Origin of the sequence: uncultured Cellulomonas sp. (assembly GCF_963527515.1) — a bacterium.
Taxonomy (GTDB): Bacteria; Actinomycetota; Actinomycetes; order Actinomycetales; family Cellulomonadaceae; genus Cellulomonas.
The window spans coordinates 1-22,052 of the sequence record NZ_CAURTV010000058.1 but is presented as its reverse complement, the minus strand read 5'-3'; the positions used below and the strand labels follow the sequence as shown (position 1 = coordinate 22,052).

Annotated in this window: 19 protein-coding genes; 14 read left to right on the top strand and 5 right to left on the bottom strand. The window is 72.8% G+C overall.

Annotation, left to right across the window (positions count from 1 at the left end; genetic code table 11):
- Positions 1–3,987: FtsK/SpoIIIE domain-containing protein (locus RYN42_RS13310; protein ID WP_315096856.1), on the top strand; the 3,987-nt coding region annotated here is incomplete at its 5' end.
- Positions 3,988–4,056: 69 nt separating this feature from the next.
- On the opposite strand, the gene RYN42_RS13305 is transcribed toward RYN42_RS13310, so the two are convergent.
- Entirely contained in the window at positions 4,057–4,353 is a 297-nt protein-coding gene (locus tag RYN42_RS13305; protein ID WP_315096854.1) for a hypothetical protein, read from the bottom strand.
- 155 nt (positions 4,354–4,508) lie between these two features.
- Between RYN42_RS13305 and RYN42_RS13300 the strand changes: the two genes are divergently transcribed.
- From RYN42_RS13300 to aspS, 4 genes are read left to right on the top strand one after another with little or no spacing between them, the layout of a single operon-like run.
- On the top strand, positions 4,509–5,051 hold the full coding sequence (locus RYN42_RS13300) for a hypothetical protein (RefSeq protein WP_315096852.1): 543 nt from the start codon (positions 4,509–4,511) through the stop codon (positions 5,049–5,051).
- Positions 5,045–5,911, top strand: coding sequence for a hypothetical protein (locus RYN42_RS13295; protein ID WP_315096850.1), 867 nt, complete (start codon positions 5,045–5,047; stop codon positions 5,909–5,911). The genes RYN42_RS13300 and RYN42_RS13295 overlap by 7 nt, the downstream gene beginning before the upstream one ends.
- Positions 5,908–6,567, top strand: coding sequence for a hypothetical protein (locus tag RYN42_RS13290; RefSeq protein ID WP_315096848.1), 660 nt, complete (start codon positions 5,908–5,910; stop codon positions 6,565–6,567). Before RYN42_RS13295 ends, RYN42_RS13290 begins: the two co-directional genes overlap by 4 nt.
- A 54-nt stretch (positions 6,568–6,621) precedes the next feature.
- The gene (gene aspS, locus RYN42_RS13285) at positions 6,622–8,391 is read left to right on the top strand and encodes an aspartate--tRNA ligase (protein WP_315096846.1); all 1,770 of its coding nucleotides are present in this window, start codon (positions 6,622–6,624) and stop codon (positions 8,389–8,391) included.
- A 28-nt stretch (positions 8,392–8,419) separates the two neighbouring features.
- Here the strand turns inward: aspS and RYN42_RS13280 are convergent, their stop codons facing one another.
- The 3 genes from RYN42_RS13280 to RYN42_RS13270 all read right to left on the bottom strand — a co-directional run bounded on the left by RYN42_RS13280 (position 8,420) and on the right by RYN42_RS13270 (position 11,493).
- Positions 8,420–8,800 (bottom strand): hypothetical protein, encoded by a 381-nt coding sequence (locus tag RYN42_RS13280; RefSeq protein WP_315096844.1) that lies wholly within the window; start codon positions 8,798–8,800, stop codon positions 8,420–8,422.
- Positions 8,801–8,890: 90 nt separating this feature from the next.
- Positions 8,891–9,220: a hypothetical protein gene (locus tag RYN42_RS13275; protein WP_315096842.1), complete on the bottom strand. Its 330-nt coding sequence runs from the start codon at positions 9,218–9,220 to the stop codon at positions 8,891–8,893.
- A gap of 35 nt (positions 9,221–9,255) precedes the next feature.
- On the bottom strand, positions 9,256–11,493 hold the full coding sequence (locus tag RYN42_RS13270; protein ID WP_315096840.1) for an MMPL family transporter: 2,238 nt from the start codon (positions 11,491–11,493) through the stop codon (positions 9,256–9,258).
- Between the two features lie 93 nt (positions 11,494–11,586).
- On the opposite strand from RYN42_RS13270, the gene RYN42_RS13265 reads away from it, so the two are divergent.
- From RYN42_RS13265 to RYN42_RS13225, 9 genes are all read left to right on the top strand, one after another.
- Positions 11,587–12,957, top strand: a complete 1,371-nt coding sequence (locus tag RYN42_RS13265) for a replication-associated recombination protein A (RefSeq protein WP_315096838.1) — start codon at positions 11,587–11,589, stop codon at positions 12,955–12,957.
- Between the two features lie 195 nt (positions 12,958–13,152).
- The gene (gene rpsD, locus RYN42_RS13260; protein WP_056095024.1) at positions 13,153–13,779 is read left to right on the top strand and encodes a 30S ribosomal protein S4; all 627 of its coding nucleotides are present in this window, start codon (positions 13,153–13,155) and stop codon (positions 13,777–13,779) included.
- Between the two features lie 110 nt (positions 13,780–13,889).
- Complete coding sequence (locus RYN42_RS13255) at positions 13,890–14,258, top strand: DUF948 domain-containing protein (RefSeq protein WP_315096834.1); 369 nt, start codon at positions 13,890–13,892, stop codon at positions 14,256–14,258.
- A complete protein-coding gene (locus tag RYN42_RS13250) occupies positions 14,258–14,617 on the top strand; it encodes a hypothetical protein (protein ID WP_315096832.1) in 360 nt (119 codons plus the stop codon). The genes RYN42_RS13255 and RYN42_RS13250 overlap by 1 nt, the downstream gene beginning before the upstream one ends.
- Positions 14,618–14,650: 33 nt before the next feature.
- Positions 14,651–17,329: an alanine--tRNA ligase gene (alaS, locus tag RYN42_RS13245; RefSeq protein ID WP_315096831.1), complete on the top strand. Its 2,679-nt coding sequence runs from the start codon at positions 14,651–14,653 to the stop codon at positions 17,327–17,329.
- Positions 17,322–17,900 carry a Holliday junction resolvase RuvX gene (ruvX, locus tag RYN42_RS13240; protein ID WP_315096829.1) on the top strand — a complete coding sequence of 193 codons (579 nt, stop codon included), beginning with the start codon at positions 17,322–17,324 and terminating at the stop codon, positions 17,898–17,900. The genes alaS and ruvX overlap by 8 nt, the downstream gene beginning before the upstream one ends.
- 58 nt (positions 17,901–17,958) lie before the next feature.
- Positions 17,959–19,104, top strand: a complete 1,146-nt coding sequence (gene mltG, locus RYN42_RS13235; protein ID WP_315096828.1) for an endolytic transglycosylase MltG — start codon at positions 17,959–17,961, stop codon at positions 19,102–19,104.
- Positions 19,104–19,925: a shikimate dehydrogenase gene (locus RYN42_RS13230; protein ID WP_315096827.1), complete on the top strand. Its 822-nt coding sequence runs from the start codon at positions 19,104–19,106 to the stop codon at positions 19,923–19,925. The genes mltG and RYN42_RS13230 overlap by 1 nt, the downstream gene beginning before the upstream one ends.
- A gap of 91 nt (positions 19,926–20,016) precedes the next feature.
- The gene (locus tag RYN42_RS13225; RefSeq protein WP_315096826.1) at positions 20,017–21,693 is read left to right on the top strand and encodes an ATPase, T2SS/T4P/T4SS family; all 1,677 of its coding nucleotides are present in this window, start codon (positions 20,017–20,019) and stop codon (positions 21,691–21,693) included.
- 175 nt (positions 21,694–21,868) lie between these two features.
- Here RYN42_RS13225 and RYN42_RS13220 read toward each other — a convergent pair.
- Positions 21,869–22,052 (bottom strand): hypothetical protein (locus tag RYN42_RS13220; RefSeq protein WP_315096823.1); only part of this gene is annotated, 184 nt, incomplete at its 5' end.

The window sequence follows — 22,052 nt, the reverse complement described above, 5'->3', positions numbered from 1 at the left end:
GTCGCGAGCGCCCCGGTCCGCCGCCGGCGCGGTCGTGCGCTGCCGGCGACCGCCGTGCCCGACCACGCGGACGTCGACCCGGACGCGGCCCGTGCTGCGGTCGAGCTGGACCGGCTGCCGCTCACGGATCGCGAGCCGTGGGAGCCGGGAACGCCGCTGACGGTCGGCTCCAGCCTGCTCGAGGTCGCCGTCCCGACCGCCCCGGACGCGTCCCTGTCGCCCAGCCCGGGTGGCGCGACCATGGACTACAACCGGCCTCCCCGGCTGCAGCCCCCGCCCCGGCTCACGGAGTTCGCGCTCCCCAAGGAGCCGGTGCGCCCGGCGCGCCAGGCCCTGCCCATCCTCGTGGTCATCGCGCCGATGGTCATGGGCCTGGCGATGTTCCTCATCACCCAGCGCGTCTTCACCCTGCTCTTCGTCGCGCTCTCCCCGCTGCTCATGATCGCCAACTGGTGGCAGGGCCGGAAGTCGCAGGGGACGCGGTACACGGACCAGGTCCGCGAGTACGAGGAGCGTCGCGGGCGCGTCGAGGCGGCCGCGTTCGAGGCCCTGCTCGCCGAGCGGGCGGCACGGCGTCTCGACGCACCCGACCCCGCCGAGGTGCTCCTGCAGGCCACGGGACCGCGGTCCCGGCTGTGGGAGCGGCGGGCGCTCGACCCGGACTGGCTGACGGTGCGGATCGGGACGGCGGACCAGCCCAGCGAGGTCGTCCTGACCGACCCGGCGCGGGAGAAGCACCAGGGCACGCTCGTCTGGACCGCTCCGGACGTGCCCGTGACGGTGTCGCTGCTCGACTCGGGGGTGACCGGCATCGCCGCGCGCGACGGTCTGGCCCAGCGGATCGCGCAGGGGCTGCTCGGTCAGGTCACCACCTGGCACAGCCCGGCGGACGTCCGCGTGGTGCTGCTGACCGCGTCGCCGGAGGCGGACCGGTGGGCCTGGGTGCGCTGGCTGCCGCACGTGCGCGCCGGCCTGAGCGCCGGGCCCATCGCGGCCGTCGGCACCGACGAGGCGACCACCGCCCGGCGGGTGGCGGACCTCGTCGCGCTGCTCGAGGCGCGTCGGGAGGCCGCCGACGCCAGCCGGGGAGCCACCCGCTTCGAGTCGGTGCTCGTCGTGCTCGACGGTGCCCGTGCGCTGCGGCTGCTCCCGGGGATGGTCGGCCTCCTGCGCACGGGGTCGTCGTACGGCTTCTCGTTCCTCTGCCTGGACACCGACGTCACCCTCCTGCCGGAGGAGTGCCGGACGGTGATCAGCAGCGCGTACGGCGCCGTCCGTGTGGAGACCACCGGTCGGCAGATGGTCGAGGGCGTCCGCGCCGACCTGGTGCCGGACGCCTGGTGCGAGCGCGTCGCCCGAGCCCTCGCGCCGGTGCACGACGTCAGCTCCGCCGGCGCGGTCTCCACCGTCCCGCGCACCAGCCGCCTGCTGTCGGTGCTGCGGATCGACCCGCCGACCGCAGAGTCCGTCGCCAGCGGCTGGGCCGGCGGCGGACGGACCACCACTGCCGTGATCGGCGAGGTCGCGGACGGTCCGTTCCGCATCGACCTGCGGACCGACGGCCCCCACGGCCTCGTCGCGGGGACGACCGGCTCCGGGAAGTCGGAGCTCCTCCAGACGCTCATCGCGTCCCTGGCCGTGGGCAACCGCCCCGACGAGATGACCTTCGTGCTCATCGACTACAAGGGCGGCGCGGCGTTCAAGGACTGCGCGCACCTGCCGCACACGGTCGGCATGGTCACCGACCTCGACGGGCACCTGACGTCCCGTGCCCTGGAGTCGCTGGGCGCCGAGCTGCGTCGCCGGGAGCACCAGCTGGCCGACGCCGGCGCCAAGGACATCGACGACTACCTCGCGGCACGCGGCCCGGACGACCAGCCGATGCCGCGCCTGCTCATCGTCATCGACGAGTTCGCCGCGCTGGTGACCGAGCTGCCGGACTTCGTCACGGGCCTCGTGGACATCGCGCGCCGCGGGCGGTCGCTCGGCGTGCACCTGGTGCTCGCGACGCAGCGCCCGGCCGGTGTGGTCTCCGCGGAGATCAAGTCCAACACCAACCTGCGGATCGCGCTGCGGGTGACCGACCCGGGTGACAGCCAGGACGTCATCGAGTCGGACGTCGCGGCGCACATCGAGCCCAGCCTCCCCGGCCGGGCCTACGCCCGGCTCGGGCACGCCCAGCTGATCCCCTTCCAGTCCTCCCGCGTCGGCGGGCGCCCGCCCGGCGAGGGACCCGCGTCGGTGAGCGTGCGGGACCTCTCGTGGAGCACGCTGGGCGTCCCGGCGCCGCGGCTGGCCGTCGCCGAGGAGGAGGGCATCGAGACCCCGACCGACCTCGCGACGCTGGTCCGTGCCGTCTCGGCCGCGACGGACCAGCTCGGGATCCCGCACCAGCCGAGCCCGTGGCTCGCGGCGCTGCCCGACGTCGTCCTCCTGCGGGACCTGGCGACGCCCTCCGTCGTGCGCGGCCGGATCCCCGCCCTGCCGCTCGGCACCGCGGACCTCCCCTCGCTGCAGCGGCAGGAGGACGCGACCTGGGACCCGGTGCGCGGGGGACACCTAGCCGTCATCGGCCAGACGCGGGCGGGCCGCTCGAGCGCCCTGCGGCTGCTCGCGGCGGACCTCGGCCTGGCGACGTCCCCGCTCGACGTGCACCTGTACGGCATCGACTGCGGGAACGGTGCGCTGCTCCCGCTGATGTCGCTGCCCCACACCGGCGCCGTGGTCACCCGGGACCAGCCGGACCGCCTCCGCCGCCTCCTGGCACTGCTCGGGCGCGAGGTCTCCCGGCGCCAGCAGATGCTCGCGGCGGGCGGCTTCGCCGACATCGTCGAGCAGCGCACCCACGCGGCTCCGGACGACCGGCTGCCGTACCTGGTGATCATGCTCGACCGCTGGGAGGGGTACGTCGCCGCGTACGAGCAGACCGACGGCGGGGTGATGATCGAGCAGGTCGTCTCCCTGCTGCGCGAGGGCGTGGCCGTGGGGCTGCGGGCCGCGCTGACCGGCGACCGGTCGATGCTCGTGGGGCGCATGGGGATGGCGCTCGAGGACCGCATCATGCTGCGCATGCCGTCGCCGGACGACTTCTCCTACGTCGGGATCCGACAGCGGGACGTCCCGACCCGGATGCCCGCCGGCCGCGCCTTCCGCAACGGCGAGCACCCCGTCGAGCTCCAGCTGGCACTGCTCGACGAGGACCCGTCCGGGACCGCTCAGGTCGCGGCCCTGCAGCGCGTCGCGGCCGGTGCGCGCGATGCGGCAGGCGTGATCCCGGCCGCGCTGCGCCCCGCGCGGGTGGACGAGCTGCCCCCCGCGCTGTCCTGGGCCGACGCCCTGGCGCTGCGCGACGAGGAGGCGTCCCCGGGACGCCTGCTGGTCGGGGTCGGTGGCGACTCCCTCAGCGTGCGCGAGCACGACGTGGAGACGGACGGGCCCGGCTACCTCGTCGTCGGGCCGCAGCGCTCGGGCCGGAGCACCGCGTTGCTCGCGACGCTGACCGACGCGCTGGACGCCCGGTGGCACGTGACCGTGGTGGCGCCCCGCCGTAGCCCGCTGCGCGACCTCGCCGGGCGGCCCGGAATCCGCGCCGTGCTCACCGCGGACAGCACGGCCGACGAGCTCAAGGCCGCACTCGACAGCCGGGGCCGGCGCCTGCTCGTCATCGACGACTTCGAGGTGCTCGGCGGGGAGCACGCCCTGTCCGTCGTGGCCGACGACTACCTCAAGCAGATCCGCGACAGCGGGGACGCCCTGGCCGTGGCATGCGGGATCGACGAGGTCTCGGGGATGTACCGCGGTGTGACGGCGACCCTGCGCAAGTCGCGCACCGGGCTGATCCTCTCGCCGCGTTCTGCGGCCGACGGGGACATCCTGGGCAGCCGGCTGCCCCGCTCGGTCGGTGCCGCCGTCCCGGTGGGCCGGGGGATCCGCGTCCGTGCGGGGGCGTGGGAGTGGGTCCAGGTGCCCACCCCGCCGGAGAGCTGAGCCGGTTCCGGACGCAGGACGGCCCGGCGCCGCTGGTGCGGGCCGGGCCGTCCGTTCAGCGGGTGAGGGTCAGAGCGCGGAGACGGGCGCGAGGTTCGGCGCGTCGGTGACGCCGTTCACGGCCGCGTTGTTGTTGTGGTTCGTCGCGACGTCGCTCGCGGCCGCCGCGAGGGTCTCCTCGAACTTCTGCAGCTGAGGGCGGAACAGCTCCCACGCGGCGCGGAACGACTCAGCGTTGGGCGTGTCCCACACGGCGTTCGTGAGGTCACGGTCGGTCGACGAGCGGATCTCGTACGCGTTGGTGACGTTGCTCTTCAGCGTCTGGTACAGCGCCTCGAGGGTGGAGAGCTCGGCGGTCAAGGCCATGATTGGACTCCTCAGTCTGTTCTGTGTCAGAAAGGTGACCGGACCACTTTGGCACGCATCGCCCGTTTGTGCGTCGGCTTCCCGCATTCGGACGAACGCGCGCGCCGCTCGGCACGGGTCTGCGCACCGGGCGCCGCCCGGTTAGGGTGCCAGACATGCAACGGCCTCTGACTCCGCTGGTGAGCCTCGCGGTCGTCCTGCTCGCCGCGGGGGGCCTCACGGCGTGCACCTCGCCGTCCCCGGAGCCGTCGGCGAGCCCGACCGGGTCCACGCCGGCCTCGTCGTCCCCGACCCCGACGCCCACGCCCACCGTCGACGACGAGGCAGCTGTCCAGGCCGCGTTCGACCGTTACTGGGCCGCCGTCGTCGAGGTCCAGCGCGGCAACCCCGATCCCGCCCTGTTCACCGGCGTCGCCGAGGGTGGCCTCGTGGAGGGCGCCCTCGCCGTCGGTCGCGACTTCCAGGCGAACGGCATCGTGCGCGAGGGACAGCCCACGTTCTCGGGGCAGCAGCTCACGGTGACGGGTGACACGGCGACCGTGTGGGTGTGCACGGACAACTCCACGTGGACCGTGCCGGGCCAGACCGTGGCACCCGGCGTCTCGCTGGTCCAGCCCAACGGCCTGGCGTTCGAGCGCCGGGACGCCTCGTGGGTGGTGGTCGACGCCTTCGTGCCCCCGGCAGAGTTCACGTGCTGACGCTCTGGAGGGCAGTGACCCTCGTGGCCCTGCTTCTCGTCGGTGCCGTCGCGTTCGCCGCTCCGGCACAGGCGGCGTGCTCGTCGCAGATCGTCGGGGTCGACAAGGACGGCAACCTCCTCTACAAGACGGTGTGCGACGGCGAGCCGACCGACCCGGGCGGCGGCACGGGCGGTTCGGGCGGTCCGAGCTGCACGCTCACGGGTCTGCAGGACTACTGCATCGGGTCGGTCGGGTGCTGGAGCAACATCCCGGCGGCTGTCCCGCCGACCGCGGCGGAGGAGGCAGGCAAGCCGTCGCCCGAGGCGATCTGGGTGTACCAGCGCTGCGACGAGGACGACGGGCACCCGCTCTCCGGTTACTCGTGGCGGGAGACCACGGGACCGACGCTGGGCGAGCTCGCGCAGCAGGCCTTCGGGGCGCTCGCCACACCGGCGTTCAGCATCGGCGTGAACCCCCCGCAGCAGGCCGTGGTCGGCATCCCCACCTGGTACTGGGTGGACCCCGCCGGCCCCGCGGACATCAGCGGCACCGCCGCCCTCGGCGTCGTGGCCATCGGCACGCCCAGCGGCATCGAGCTGGACCCGGGCGACGGCTCGGGCACGCGGACGTGCCCGTGGTCGGTCTCCGCGTCGGCGGCGTGCTCGCACACCTACGTCCGGTCGTCGGCGCGCCAGCCCGCCGGCGGGGACGGCGTGCCGTCCTACACCGCCCGCGCCCGGCTGCTGTACGACGTGCGGTTCGAGATCAACGGCGCGCCGTTGGTCCTGCCCGGCACGCCGGACGCCCTGGAGTCGCCGTGGGCAGAGGTCTCGGTCCGCGTGGCCGAGGTCCAGGCGCTGGTGACGCGCGCGCCGTGAGGTCCGCGCCGGCTGTGCCGGGGCCGCGGCGCCTCGCGTTCGACGGGCACATCGCCGGGTTCGGCACGACCGAGGGCACGCGTGTCGTCGTCGGGCGCTGGCTCGCCTCGCCGCTCGGGGCGTTCAGCGACGTGATGGTCGAACGAGCGGACGGCACCCGTCTGCTGCTGGCCCCGCGGACGGACGTCGCCGAGCTCGTCCAGACCACCTACGCCTTCGACGCCGTGCACGTGGTCCCCGTCAGCCTGCGGGCCGACGAGGGCCGGCGCCGGTGGAGCGTGCGCGCGGGCCCGCTGACCGCCGACATCGGCCTGGGAGCCCGCACGCCGACCGGCCGGCTGCTCGCGGTCGTCCCACGGCACCCTGCCGTGGCGCCCCTCGTCGCCACGGCGGTGGACCCCGTCGCGCGGCTGCTCCTCGACGGCGTCCGGACCCGCGGCACGGCGGGTCAGGGGCGGCGCGAGTGGTACACCGCCACCGACCAGCACGCGATCACGGCGGTCCGGGTGCTGTGGGGCTCGCAGGACCTGGGGCAGCTCACGCCGGTGGAGCCGCCGGTCCGCTTCGGCTTCTCCTCCGTCCCGGCGGCGCCCGCGGTCACACGCGTCCGGACGACGATCGAATTGTCGGCGGGCCCCCCGCAGCACGGGCACTAAGATCGTGCGGGCGTCCGCCGGGCGCTCCCACCCTCGAACCCCGAAGGACCTTCCGTGCTCCGCACCCACACGGCCGGCTCGCTGCGAGCCGAGCACATCGGCACCACCGTCACCCTCACGGGCTGGGTGGACCGGCGCCGCGATCACGGTGGGGTGGCGTTCGTGGACCTGCGGGACGCCTCGGGGATCGCCCAGGTCGTCATCCGGGACGAGGCCGTCGCGCACGGGCTGCGCGCGGAGTACGTGCTGCAGGTGACCGGTGAGGTCGGCCGTCGCCCCGCCGGCAACGAGAACGCGAACCTGGCCACCGGCGAGGTGGAGCTCGTCGCCGCGCAGGTCGTCGTGCTCAACGAGTCGGAGCCGCTGCCGTTCCAGGTGTCGTCGTCCCTCGACGAGACGATCGGCGAGGAGGCGCGCCTCAAGTACCGCTACCTCGACCTGCGCCGCCCGGCGCCCGCGCGGGCCATGCGCCTGCGGGCCAAGGCGAACCAGGCCGCTCGGCGCGTGCTCGACGCGCAGGACTTCGTCGAGGTCGAGACCCCGACGCTCACCCGCTCCACCCCCGAGGGCGCCCGCGACTTCCTCGTGCCTGCGCGCCTGGCGCCCGGCTCCTGGTACGCCCTGCCGCAGTCGCCGCAGCTGTTCAAGCAGCTGCTCATGGTCGGCGGGCTCGAGCGGTACTACCAGATCGCCCGGTGCTACCGGGACGAGGACTTCCGCGCGGACCGCCAGCCGGAGTTCACCCAGCTCGACGTCGAGCTGAGCTTCGTGGAGCAGGACGACGTGATCGCGCTCGGCGAGCAGATCCTGGTGGCGCTCTGGGAGCTCATCGGCGTCACCATCCCCACGCCGATCCCGCGGATCACGTTCGCGGACTCCATGGCGCGTTACGGCAACGACAAGCCCGACCTGCGGTTCGGCCTCGAGCTGGTCGAGCTGACCGAGTACTTCGCCGAGACGCCCTTCCGCGTGTTCCAGGCGCCCTACGTCGGTGCGGTCGTGCAGCCGGGCGGAGGCTCGACGCCCAGGCGCGGGTTCGACGCCTGGCAGGAGTGGGCCAAGCAGCGCGGCGCCAAGGGTCTCGCGTACGTCACCGTCGGCGAGGACGGCGAGCTCGGCGGTCCGGTGGCGAAGAACCTCTCGGACGCGGAGCGCGCCGGTCTGGTGGCGGCCGTCGGCGCCAACCCCGGCGACGCGGTCTTCTTCGCGGCCGGCCCGGTGAACGACGCCCGCGCCCTGCTCGGCGCCGCACGCCTCGAGATCGGTCGTCGCGGTGGCCTGATCGACGAGAACGAGTGGAAGTTCGTCTGGGTGGTCGACGCCCCGCTGTTCAAGCCGACCGGCGAGGACGACGACGTGGCCGTCGGCGGTGGCGCCTGGACCGCCGTGCACCACGCGTTCACGTCCCCGACGCCGGAGTGGATCGACACGTTCGAGCAGGACCCCGGCGCGGCTCTGGCGTACGCGTACGACATCGTGTGCAACGGCAACGAGATCGGCGGCGGCTCCATCCGTATCCACCGCCGTGACGTGCAGGAGCGCGTGTTCGAGGTCATGGGCATCGGCCCCGACGAGGCGCAGGAGAAGTTCGGCTTCCTGCTCACCGCGTTCCAGTTCGGCGCGCCGCCGCACGGTGGGATCGCGTTCGGCTGGGACCGCATCCTGGCCCTCCTGACCGGCTCGGACTCGATCCGCGACGTCATCGCGTTCCCGAAGTCGGGCGGCGGGTTCGACCCGCTCACGGCTGCCCCGGCACCCATCACGCCCGAGCAGCGCCGCGAGGCCGGCGTCGACGCCAAGCCGAAGGTCGTCACCGAGGCCTGACCTTCTGGTCAGCGGCCGTGCGGAGGGGTCACCACGGGCGCGTGGGCCACTTCTCCTGCGAGATCGAGGGGTTGGTCCGCACCGGGGCGGGGGGCGCGAGCACCTCGCCCCGGAGCGGTGCCTCGTCGTCGTCGTGCACCCACGACCAGATGCCCGGCAGGAACTTCAGCCACAGCAGCAGGTTGTCGGGTTCGACGACGATCCACCACTTCTCGGAGATCCAGAGGAACAGCAACGCGGCGCCGAGGAGGATCCCCGTCCAGCCGATGCCGATCCACAGGCAGAGGTAGACGAGCGTGAACAGGAGCGAGCCCACCACCACGACGGTGATCGCGGTGGCCACGACGAGTCGAACAGCGCGGTGCGGGCGCCAGGTCCACCGGACACCGAGCACGTCGTGCCAGGTCATGCCTGCTCCCTGCGACGGCCAGAAGGGCCTGCACCGTAGCAACGGTGGTCTGGACGCCGCACCGTGTTCACCCGTGCGCCGAGCGACGCCTCACCACCGCGTCGGCGGGGCGACCTCACCGCTCAAGGACAGATGGCTGCCCGACGCCCCGTCGCGCTCCGGCGTGCCCTGCAGCGCGCCGTCGCCGGCCTCGATCGAGAGGGTGACGGGCCGCAGGTCGCCGACCCGCCTCCACAGGCGGCCGAGAACGAACCAGCCCACGACGCACAGGCCGCACAACGCGAGGAACGGCAGGACCGCGACCGGTGCTGCCCCGTCCAGACCGCCCAGCACGGTGATCGAGCGAGCCAGGACCGCGGCCGGCAGGAGGAACGCGACGGTGGCCCCGCGGGCACGTCGGCGCGCAGCGAGGTAGGGCACGCGGTCGACTTCGACACCGTGGCGCACGGCGTTCCTCAGTGGCTGAGCGACGTGCGCTCGTAGGCGCGACGCAGGAACCCGGGCGCCCACCAGTTCGCGCGCCCCAGGAGGGTCATGGTCGCCGGGACCAGCAGCATGCGCACGAGGGTCGCGTCGATGAGCACCGCGACGGCCAGGGAGAACCCGACCTCCTTGATCACCAGCAGCTGGCCGGCGACGAAGCCGGCGAACACGACGATGACGATCAGGGCGGCCGAGGTGATGATGCGGCCCGACCGCTGCAGACCCAGGCGGACGGCGTCGTCGTTGGGGACGCCCTGGTCGACCAGCTCCTTGATCCGGGACAGCAGGAAGACCTCGTAGTCCATGGCGAGCCCGAACGCGAACGCCACGACGAGGACGACCACGTAGGTCTCGATCCCGCCGGTCGGCGTGAAGTCGAGGAGCCCCGACAGGTGCCCGTCCTGGAACACCCAGACGAGCACGCCCAGCGACGCCGCCAGCGAGATCGTGTTCGTGAGCAGCGCCTTGACCGGGACGACGATGGACCCGGTCATGAGGAAGAGCAGGACCAGCGTCGTGACCGCGACGATCCCGATCGCCCAGGGTGCCCGGTCGACGACCGCGGCGGTGAAGTCGATCTGCGAGGCGGCCCTGCCGGTCACCCAGGTGGGGAACGGTGCGTCGAGCTCGCGCACCTCGTGCACGACGCCCCGGGACACCGCGTCGCCGGGGTCGTCGGTGTCGGGACGCACTCCGATCACGACGTACGAGTCGACCGGGGAAGGTGGGTCGACGGTGGCGACGCCGTCGAGCTCCTCGAGCGTGGCGGCCCACTCGGTCGCCTCCGCGAGCGACGTCTGGGTGACGACGGTGACGGCCGGCGTGGTCGAGTCCGGGTAGTCGCGGGCGAGCGCGTCGACGAACTCGCGCTGGGCGCTGCCCTGCGGCAGCAGCTCCGTCGTGGAGTTCCGCAGCTCGAGGTGGGCGAGCGGCAGGGCGAGGATCCCGAGCACCGCGAGGCACGCGACGAGGACCATCCACGGACGTCGTTGCACGCGGCCCGCGAGGCGCGAGAAGAGCCCCTCCTCGGTCTGCACGTCGGCCGTGCGCGCGAGGATCCCGCGCAGCCCGGGGATCCGCGAGAGGACGCTCGGCCGGATGAGTCGCCGCCCGGCGAGGACGAGCAGTGCCGGGACCAGGGTCAGGGCGGTGGCCATGGCGACGACGACCACGGCGACCCCGGCCGCACCGAAGGCCCGGAGGATCGGCGGTTGGAAGACGAGCAGCCCCGCGATGGAGATCGCGATGATGAGCGCCGAGAACGTCACCGTGCGCCCGGCGGTCGACATGGTGCGCTCGATCGCGGTCAGCACGGCGCCGTCACCACGGCGGCGGCGGCTCCGGGCGCCCCCGTCGTCGTCGACGAGATGGTGCAGCTCCTCCCGGAACCGGGACACCATCAGCAGGCCCCAGTCGATCGAGAGGCCGAGCCCGAGCACGGTGACGACGTTGACGACGGACGAGTCCATGTCGATCAGGTAGGAGAAGCCGAGCAGCGCCGCGAGACCCCCGGCGATGGACGCGATCGCCCCGACCATCGGCATGGAGGCGGCGAGGAAGCCGCCGAAGACCAGCACCATGATGACCAGCGCGATCGGCAGGGCGATGGTCTCGCCCGTGCGCAGGTCGGTCTTCACCTGGTCGGTGATCGCACGGACGATCAGGTTGGTGCCGCCGATGCGTCCGGTCACGTCGGGCGCCACGGCTGCCAGGTCCGTCGGGACGGCGTCGAGCCGGTCCCTCACCTCGTCGAAGACCGTCTGCTCGTCGGGCAGGTCGGGTGCCAGCTCGACGACGACCAGGAACCCGGCCCCGCCCTTGGCCACCAGGGGTGCGGCAGCCGCGTTGGCGGCACCCTCCGGGAGGGCCAGGGGGTCGATGACCGACACGACGCCGTCGATCGCGGCAAGCTCGGCCCGCGCCGGGGCGAGTGCCGCGGCCACGTCCGGGTCCAGCGGGTCGACACCCTCGAGCACCAGCGTGAGCGAGGGGCCGCTGTCGTCGGCCTCGCCGAGGATCCGACCGCCCTCGGCGCTCTCCGACCCGGGGACCGACGGGGCGCTCGTGCTCAGCCGGTCGAAGAGGTTCTCCCCGTGCACCCCGAGGACGGCCAGGCCGTACCCGAGCACGGCGAGCACCAGCCACGCGACGACGGTGAGGCGCGGGTGGTGGGCGACGGTACGGCCTACGCGGGCGAACACGCGGGCCATCGTCGCAGGTGGAACGGCTGTCGCGCACACGGTGTCGCCGGACGGGCCCGACCGGGTGCCTCGGACGTCGGTCCGCGTGCGTACCCTGCCCGCATGGACCTGTTCGATGCGGTGACGTCGACGGCCACCGGCCTGCCCGCCGTCGGGGCCGGCGCACCGCTCGCCGTCCGCATGCGACCGCGGGACCTGGGTGAGGTCGCCGGCCAGGAGCACCTGCTCGTCGGTGGCTCCCCGCTGCGACGTCTGGTGGAACCGGCCAACGAGGCGGCCCGTCGCGCCGCTCCCACGTCGGTCGTCCTCTGGGGCCCGCCCGGCACCGGCAAGACGACCCTCGCCTACCTCATCGCCGCCACGTCCGGGCGCCGGTTCGTCGAGCTCTCCGCGGTCACCGCGGGGGTCAAGGACGTGCGCGCCGTGATCGAGGACGCCCGCCGCCGGCTCGCCACGGACGGCACCGAGACCGTGCTGTTCATCGACGAGGTGCACCGGTTCACCAAGGCCCAGCAGGACGCCCTGCTGCCCAGCGTGGAGAACCGCTGGGTGACCCTGGTGGCGGCCACCACGGAGAACCCGTCGTTCTCGGTGAACTCCCCGCTGCTGTCCCGCTCCCTCCTGCTCACCCTGCAGCCGTTGGACACCGAGGACGTCCGCCGGCTGGTCCGTCGCGCGGTCGAGGACGAGCGCGGCCTGGACGGGTCCATCACGCTCTCCGACGACGCCGAGGACCACCTGCTCCGGCTGGCGGGCGGCGACGCGCGCAAGGCGCTCACCATCCTGGAGGCCGCCGCCGGGTCCGCCCTGTCCGAGGACGACGCCGTCCCGCCGGTCCTCGTCGACCTCGCGACGATGGAGCGGGCCATCGACGTCGCCGCGGTGCGCTACGACCGCGACGGGGATCAGCACTACGACGTGATCAGCGCGTTCATCAAGTCGATGCGCGGCTCCGACGTGGACGCCTCCCTGCACTACCTGGCCCGGATGATCGCGGCGGGGGAGGACCCCCGGTTCATCGCGCGCCGGATCGTGATCGCCGCGGCCGAGGACGTCGGGATGGCGGACCCCAGCGCGCTGCAGACGGCGGTCGCGGCCGCGCAGGCCGTGGCGCTGATCGGCATGCCCGAGGCGCGGATCATCCTGGCGGAGGCGGTCGTGCACCTGGCCACGGCCCCGAAGTCGAACGCCGCCTACACCGGCATCGACCGCGCGCTGGCGGACGTGCGCGCGGGGCGCATCGGCTCCGTGCCGAGCCACCTGCGCGACGCGCACTACCCGGGCGCCAAGCAGCTGGGTCACGGGACGACCTACCTGTACGCGCACGACCAGCCGCACGCCGTGGCCGCCCAGCAGTACCTGCCCGACGAGCTGGTGGGCACGCGCTACTACGAGCCCAGCGACCGCGGGTACGAGCGTCAGGTGACCGAGAGGCTGGAGCGCATCCGCGCGATCCTCGACGAGCAGGGCTGATTCGGGTTTCACCGCCGGCGCAGGGTAGAGTGTCACGGTCGTCCGCGGGAGTGTGCTTGCATCCCCCCGGTCCGGACGGCCACCTGGGGCCTTAGCCAGCGTCGGAACAAGACACGACGCACACACGGTCGGCCCCACGCCCGGCGGAGCTCTCCGACTTCGGGTGTGACGTCTCCAACGACAGGAAGTAACTCTGTGAGCAGCGTGACCCGCTCGCGTCGCCAGGTGCGCCTTTCCCGCGCCCTCGGCCTCGCGCTGACGCCCAAGGCCGTCAAGCACTTCGAGAAGCGGCCGTACCCCCCCGGCGAGCACGGCCGTGCGCGCCGCCGCACCGAGTCGGACTACGCGGTCCGCCTCCGTGAGAAGCAGCGCCTGCGCGCCCAGTACGCCCTGCGCGAGAAGCAGATGGCTCGTGCGTACGAGGACGCCCGCAAGGCCCCGGGCCTGACCGGTGAGGCGCTCGTCGAGAACCTCGAGACGCGTCTCGACGCCCTCGTCCTGCGCTCCGGCTTCGCCCGCACCATCCTGCAGGCCCGCCAGGTCGTCGTGCACCGCCACATGCTCGTCGACGGCAAGATCGTGGACCGTCCCTCCTTCCGCGTGAAGCCGGGGCAGACCCTCCAGGTCAAGCCGAAGAGCCAGGCCACCGTGCCGTTCCAGGTCGCCGCCGCCGGTGCGCACCGCGACGTCCTCCCGACGGTCCCGGGCTACCTCGACGTGCAGCTGGAGAAGCTCAGCTCCGTCCTGGTCCGCGCCCCCAAGCGCGCGGAGATCCCCGTGACGTGCGAGGTCCAGCTGGTCGTCGAGTACTACGCCCGCTGATCCGATCTCCTCACGGACGCCCCGCCGCGCACCTGCGCAGCGGGGCGTCCGTGCGTTCGGGACAGGTAGGGTTTCGGCGGGGTCGACGACCCCAGGACCAGGAGGCTGACATGTCGGTGGGTGACGTCGCGGGACTGATCGCCGCGATCGCGTTCGTGCTGCTCGTGGGCTTCTTGGCGGTCCCGCTGGTCAAGCTGGGACGCGTGCTGGACGAGGCGCGCACCTCGGTCAAGGAGATCACCGACCACACGGTGCCCGTGCTGGACGAGACGGCCACGCTCGTGGCGTCGTCCAACGGCCAGCTCGCGAACATCGACACGGTGACGACGGCGGCCGCCCAGGTGTCGGAGAACGTCTCCGCGCTGACGTCCCTGTTCGCCGCCACGGTCGGCTCCCCGATGATCAAGGTCGCCGCCTTCTCGTACGGGGTGCGCCGGGCGCTCTCCGGGCTCGCGGCGAGCGCGCGCCGGAGCCGATGATGGCCCGTCGCCTCACCTGGCTGGCCGTCGGGGTCGTCGTCACGGTCGTCGTCCTGCGCAAGGGGCGCACGGTCGTCGAGACCTACCTGCCGGCGGGGACGACCGACGCCATCGACGGTGTCCAGCGGGTCTCGCACGCGGTGGCCACGCTCAAGAGCGAGTTCCTGGCAGGGATGGCCGAGCGCGAGCAGCAGCTCCGGCAGGACCTCGTGGGCGACGTCGACGTCGAGGCTCTCCGCGCACAGCGGCCCGAGCGCGTCGAGAACCTGCGCCGTTCGTGGTCCTCCCGCCGCGGTGAGCGCGACTGGGCCGGTCCCACCGACGACCCCGACGACGACGACGGCTACACCTTCTTCTAGGCACGACCCGACCACAGAACGACGAGGACACCGATGCGTACCGCCGAGATCCGCCAGCGCTGGCTCGACTACTTCGAGGGCAAGGGCCACGCCGTCGTCCCCTCGGCCTCGCTGATCTCGCCCGACCCGTCGACCCTGTTCGTCATCGCCGGGATGGTGCCCTTCATCCCGTACATGCTGGGGGAGCAGACGCCGCCGTGGCCCCGCGCCACCAGCGTGCAGAAGTGCGTGCGCACCCTCGACATCGAGGAGGTCGGCAAGACCACCCGACACGGCACGTTCTTCCAGATGAACGGCAACTTCTCGTTCGGGGACTACTTCAAGGAAGGCGCGATCACCTACGCCTGGGAGCTCGTCACCGGGTCGCGGGAGGCGGGCGGCTTCGGCTTCGACCCCGACACCATCTGGGTGACCGTCTTCCACGACGACGACGAGGCGGCCGACCTGTGGAAGCAGATCGCGGGCCTGCCCGAGGAGCGGATCCAGCGCCGCGGGTGGAAGGACAACTTCTGGTCCACCGGCGCGCGCGGCCCCTCGGGTCCCTGCTCGGAGATCTACGTGGACCGCGGGCCCGAGTACGGCGCCGAGGGTGGCCCGGTGGTGGACGAGGACCGCTACCTCGAGATCTGGAACCTCGTCTTCATGCAGTACGAGCGCGGTGACGGGGGCGGCAAGGAGAACTTCCCGATCCTCGGCGACCTCAAGCAGAAGAACATCGACACCGGCATGGGCCTGGAGCGGGTCGCCTACCTGCTGCAGGGAGTCGACAACCTGTACGAGATCGACGAGGTGTTCCCGGTCATCCAGGGCGCGCAGGAGCTGTCCGGCAAGCGGTACGGGGCGGTGCACGACGACGACGTCCGGATGCGCGTCGTCGCCGACCACGTCCGCAGCGCGCTCATGCTCATGGGCGACGGGGTCACCCCGTCCAACGAGGGCCGTGGCTACGTCCTGCGCCGGCTGCTGCGCCGCTCGATCCGGTCGATGCGGCTGCTCGGCGTCGACGACCTCGCGCTGCCGACCCTGCTCCCGCTGAGCAAGGACGCGATGAGCCCGTCGTACCCGGAGCTCGCCGCGAACTTCGCCAAGATCAGCCAGGTCGCGTACGCGGAGGAGGACACGTTCCGGCGCACCCTCGCGGCGGGGACGACGATCCTGGACACCGCCGTGCAGGCGGCGAAGTCGACTCCCGCACCGGTGCTGACGGGTTCGCAGGCGTTCCAGCTGCACGACACCTACGGCTTCCCCATCGACCTCACGCTCGAGATGGCGGCCGAGCAGGGCGTCTCTGTCGACGAGACCGCGTTCCGCACCCTGATGAAGGAGCAGCGGGACCGCGCACGGGCGGACGCGCTGGCCAAGCGCGCGGGCCGTGCGGACACGGCTGCCTACCAGGAGCTGCACAGCACGCTCAGCACGGAGACCGCCAAGCCGGTCCAGTTCATCGGCTACACGGACGCGACCGCGCGCTCGCGCGTCGTCGGGCTGCTGGTCGACGGCGTCCCGGCGCCGGCGGCGACCGCGCCCGCGGACGTCGAGGTCGTCCTCGACGTGACCCCCTTCTACGCCGAGGCGGGCGGCCAGCAGGCGGACACCGGCGTCATCGTGCTCGACGGCGGGGCACGCATCGAGGTCGACGACGTGCAGGCGCCGGTCAAGGGCTTGTCGGTGCACCACGGCCGGCTCGTCGACGGCACGGTCACCTTCGGCGAGCACGGCACGGCGAGCATCGACCTCGACCGCCGCCGCGCGATCGCCCGCGCCCACACCGCGACGCACCTGGTGCACAAGGCGCTGCACGAGTCCGTGGGAGAGGGTGCCACGCAGGCCGGCTCGCTCAACGCGCCGAGCCGCCTGCGGTTCGACTTCCGTTCGCCCTCGGCGACGCCGTCCGAGGTCGTCGCGGAGATCGAGGCGCGCGTCAACGAGCGGCTGCAGGACGACCTCGAGGTCACCGACTCGGTCATGCGGATCGACGAGGCACGTGGGCGCGGTGCGATGGCGCTCTTCGGTGAGAAGTACGGCGACGAGGTCCGCGTCGTCGACATCGGCGACGGCTGGTCGCTCGAGCTGTGCGCGGGCACGCACGTCAAGCGGTCGGGCGAGCTCGGCCTGGTCACCCTGCTGTCCGAGTCGGCGATCGGCTCCGGCGTGCGTCGTGTCGACGCGCTGGTCGGCGCGGGGGCGTACGGGTACCAGGCGAAGGAGCGCGCGCTCGTCGGGCAGCTCTCCGGCCTGCTCGGAGCGCGTCCCGACGAGCTCTCCGAGCGGGTGTCCGCTCTGCTCAACAAGCTCAAGGACTCCGAGAAGGAGCTCGCCGCGCTCCGCCAGGCGACCTTGCTCGCCCAGGCGGGGGCGCTGGCGGCGGGCGCGAGCACCGTGGGGGAGACCCGCGTGGTCACGCACGACGCGGGCGAGGTGGCGGGCGACGAGCTGCGCGCCCTCGTGCTCGACATCCGGTCCCGTCTCGGTGAGTCGGCACCCGCGGTCGTCGCGATCGGCGGCGTGACCAAGGGGCGGCCGGTCGTCGTCGTGGCCACCAACGCCGAAGCGCGCGAGCGTGGGGTGCGTGCGGGAGCACTCGTCCGGACCGCGTCCGGCATCCTCGGCGGCGGTGGCGGCGGCAAGGACGACCTGGCCCAGGGTGGCGGGACGGACGCCGCCCGGCTGCCGGAGGCGCTCGCCGCGGTCACCACGGCGGTGAGTGGCTGACGTGCCGTCCGCACCGGGTGCCGAGGAGGCCGTCGTCCGGGGCGCACGGCTCGCCGTCGACGTCGGGTCCGTGCGGGTGGGGCTCGCGGGCAGCGACCCGGACGGGCTGATCGCCACCCCGGTGGCGACGCTCGCGCGCGCCACGGCCAAGAAGGGGCGCCTGCCCGCCGACCTCGCCCAGGTGGTGCACGAGGTGCAGGAGCGACGTGTGGGAGTTGTGTACGTCGGGCTTCCCATGCATCTGTCGGGCGCGGAAGGTGCCGCATCGGGCGCCGCGCGCGCGTACGCTGTCCAACTGGCGCAGGCCGTCGCACCTATTCCGGTGCGGTTGGTCGACGAGCGGATGAGCACGGTGTCCGCCCATCAGGCGCTGCATGCGTCCGGCCGATCCGGGCGCAGCCACCGGCAGGTCGTCGACCAGGCGGCCGCGGTGGTGATCTTGCAGTCCGCGCTGGACGCGGAGCGTGCGACGGGGCGACGTCCCGGTGAAAGGGTCGCCGTCGACCCAGCACAGCATGCTCCAGTGGCGCGCGGGGGGGCTGCGGGCGACGCACGGACGACTGTGGAGTGACGCGCGAGTGACCGACAGCCAGACCGACCGTTGGGCCCCTGTGGAACGGAGTGACGAGGTGAGCGACCTTTTCGGTGGTGACACCCGTGTCGCGTCCGCGGAGCACCGTCCGCAGCGCGCCCGAGGCCGTGCCAAGGAGATGCGCGAGCGCAAGCGCCGGCGTCGGCGCTCGATCTGGGTGCTCGTCGTGGCGCTGCTCATGGTCGCCGGTGCGGCCTATGTGGTCGTCGAGCTCATGGGCGGCATGTTCCAGGGCGGCTCCGGCGCCGACGGCGGTGTCGAGGACTACAGCGGCGTCGGCCACGGCAGCGTGGACGTCGTCATCAAGCCCGGCGACACCGGCTCGGACATGGCCACGACGCTGGCGGACGCCGGCGTCGTCGCCACGGCCAAGGCGTTCAACGAGGCGTTCGCGGCCAACCCCCAGGCATCCTCGATCCAGCCGGGGACGTACAAGCTGCTGCTCGAGATCAGCGCGGTGGACGCCGTCGCGGCGCTGCTCGACCCGTCGAGCCGCGTCTCGTTCACACTGAACATCCCTGAGGGGCTCACCAAGGACCAGATCGCGACGAAGCTCAGCGAGAAGATGGCCTTCCCGGTGGAGGAGGTCAAGGCGGCGATCGCCGACCCCGCCGCCATCGGGCTGCCCGCCGAGGCCGGCGGCAACGCCGAGGGCTGGCTCTTCCCCGCCACGTACGACATCGAGCCCGGTGCCACCCCCGGGAGCATCCTGAGCCAGATGACCGCGCAGACCGTCTCGGTGCTCACGCAGAAGGGCATCCCGCAGGACCAGTGGAGCACGGTGCTGAACAAGGCGTCCCTGGTCGAGCGCGAGGCGCGACTCGCGGAGGACCGGCCCAAGGTCGCCCGCGCGATCGAGAACCGGCTGGACAAGGAGATGCCGCTCGACATCGACTCGTCCGTCGCGTACGGCCTCGGCAAGCCCGGCACGGGCCTGACGACGGCCGACACCCAGGACGCGAGCAACCCGTACAACACCTACAAGTTCCTCGGTCTGCCGCCCACCCCGATCGCGTCACCTGGCGCCGCCTCGATCGACGCGGTGATGGCGCCGGCGGAGGGCGACTGGCTCTTCTGGGTGACGGTCAACCTGGAGTCGGGCGAGACCCTGTTCGCGTCGACCCTCGCGGACCACACCGCTAACGTGCAGAAGCTGCGCGAGTGGCAGGCGGCGAACGGGTAGTGACCTCCTCCGCCCCGCGGCGGGCGGCGGTGCTCGGGCACCCGGTGGCGCACTCGCTGTCACCGACGCTGCACCGCGCCGCCTACGCCGCGCTCGGTCTCGACGGCTGGCAGTACGACGCGGTCGACGTCACCGAGGAGCAGCTCCCCGGGTTCGTCCGCGGTCTCGACGAGGCCTGGGCCGGACTGAGCCTGACGATGCCCCTGAAGCAGACGGTGCTCCCGCTGCTCGACCACGTCGAGCCGCTCGCGGAGGTGGTCGGCGCCGTCAACACGGTGCTGGTCCAGGGGCGCACGCTCGTGGGGGCGAACACCGACGTGCACGGGATCGTCGCCGCCCTGGACCTCGGCGGCCCGGTCTCGAGCGCCGCGGTGCTCGGCGCCGGGGCGACCGCCTCCTCGACGCTTGCCGCGCTCGCGCAGCTGGGCTGCACCTCGCCGGTCGTCTACGTGCGCGCCGTCGCACGGGCGGGGGCGCTCATGCGCGCCGCGCACAGGATGGGGGTCACGCCGGTGTATCGGACGCTCGACGCCGCGGCGGCGGAGATCGGCCGGGCCGACGTCGTCGTCTCCACCCTCCCGCCGCACGCCGCGGACGACCTGGCCGCGGAGCTCACGCAAGCCACCGGCACCCTGCTCGACGTCGCCTACGACCCGCGCCCCACCGCGCTGTCGGTCGCCTGGGCCGCCGCCGGGGGAGCGGTGGTCGGAGGGGAGCAGATGCTGCTGCACCAGGCCGCCGAGCAGGTGCGGCTGATGACGGGACACCCCGCCCCGCTGGCCGCGATGGCGGCGGCGCTTGAGGACAAACTCACCACCTGACTCGCTCAGGCGCGTCGGCGTTCCTGCCGATGCCTCCTGGAGACATCCGCGCGGCCAGCACCCGGCCGCCGGCTCGACCGGAGGGACGCGCGTGAAGCAGCTCGGGGAGATCCTGCTCGATGACGGCCTCGTCACGGAGGCGCAGCTGCTCGCGGCGCTCGACGAGACCCTGGCCCGAGGCTCGACACTCGGCCGCACGCTGGTCGAGCTGGGGGTGCTCACCGAGAGCCAGCTGGTGAAGGCGCTCGCCAACCAGGTGGGCATGGACTTCGTCGACCTCGACGACTACCCCGTTGACCGTGTGGCCGTCGCCCTGGTGCCGGGCGCGCTGTGCCGCCGGTACTCGGTGCTGCCGGTGGCCATCGAGGGCGGCTCGATCGTGCTCGCCACCTCCGACCCCGGCAACGTCATGGCGGTCGACGACGTCCGCAACGTCTCGCGCATGCCCGTGATCCCGGTCATCGCGACGCACGACAACCTCCTGCGCGCCATCGACCGGTTCTGCCGCGCCGACGACGAGATGGAGGACCTCTCGCAGGCGTTCGAGGACGCCGAGGCGGAGACCGAGGCCGACCTCTCCAAGATGGCGGAGATCGGCAACGAGGACGCGCCGATCGTGCGGTTCGTCAACCTGCTGGTGACGCAGGCGATCACCGACCGCGCGTCGGACATCCACATCGAGCCGTCCGAGCACGACCTGCGGGTCCGCTACCGGATCGACGGCGTGCTGCACGAGACGCAGCGCGCCCCGAAGCAGATCACCGGCGGTGTGATCAGCCGCGTGAAGATCATGAGCGACATCGACATCGCCGAGCGCCGCAAGCCGCAGGACGGCCGCATGTCGGTGGTGCACAACGGCCGCAAGATCGACCTCCGCGTCGCGACGCTGCCGACGGTGTGGGGCGAGAAGATCGTCATGCGGATCCTGGACAACTCCACCGCGAGCCTCGACCTGCGCGACCTGTCGTTCCTCGAGACCAACTACGAGGTCTACAAGGAGTCGTACACCAAGCCGTACGGGATGATCCTGGTCACGGGGCCGACGGGGTCCGGCAAGTCGACGACGCTGTACGCGACGCTGAACGCCGTCTCCAAGCCGGAGATCAACGTCATCACGGTCGAGGACCCGGTCGAGTACCGGCTGGCCGGCATCAACCAGGTACAGGTGAACCCCAAGGCCGGCCTGACCTTCGCCGGGGCCCTGCGGTCGATCCTGCGGTCCGACCCCGACGTCGTCCTGCTCGGTGAGATCCGCGACCACGAGACCGCGCAGATCGCCATCGAGGCCGCCCTGACCGGTCACCTCGTGCTCTCCACGCTGCACACCAACGACGCGCCGTCGGCCATCACCCGCCTCACGGAGATGGGCATCGAGCCGTTCCTCGTCGGCTCCGCCCTGGACGCGGTGGTGGCCCAGCGGCTCGCCCGTCGGCTCTGCAGCAAGTGCAAGGAGGCGTACACCCCGACGCCCCAGGAGCTGCTGGCCGCGCGGTTCCCGTGGATGGACGGCGAGCCCCTGCCCGAGCTCATGCGCCGGGTCGGTTGCGTGACCTGCTCCAAGACCGGCTACCGGGGGCGGCTCGCGCTGCACGAGGTCATGCGCGTCACCGAGGAGATCGAGCGCCACGCCGTGGCTCACTCGTCGTCGGCGGACATCGCGGCGACCGCCGTCAAGCAGGGCATGATCCCGCTGCGCGACGACGGCTGGCACAAGGTCGCGCTCGGGCAGACCTCCATCGAGGAGATCCTGCGCGTCGTCGTCACGTAGGCAGTGGCGGGTGCGCATGCCTCAAGTCGGGCATGCGCTCCGCCGATGAACGGTCCAGACCGAAGGCCCGGTACCCGCACGTCCGTGCAGGGGGAACCAGGTGACCACGTGGAGGGAATGACGTGAGCGAGAACTACCAGGCACCCACAGGGGAGCCCTCGCGGCCGTTGCCGCCCTACCGACCCGTCGGACCGCAGGCGGGCGCTCCGGTGCCGCCCACAGGCCCGGCGGTGACCGCGATGTTCTCGCCCATCCCGTCGCAGAGCACCGTCGCGCCGACCGCCGCGCCGGGTCCGCCGCCGTACCAGGCGCCGTCCGCGCCCGCATACCAGGCGCCGCCCGCGGGTGCGTTCCAGCCC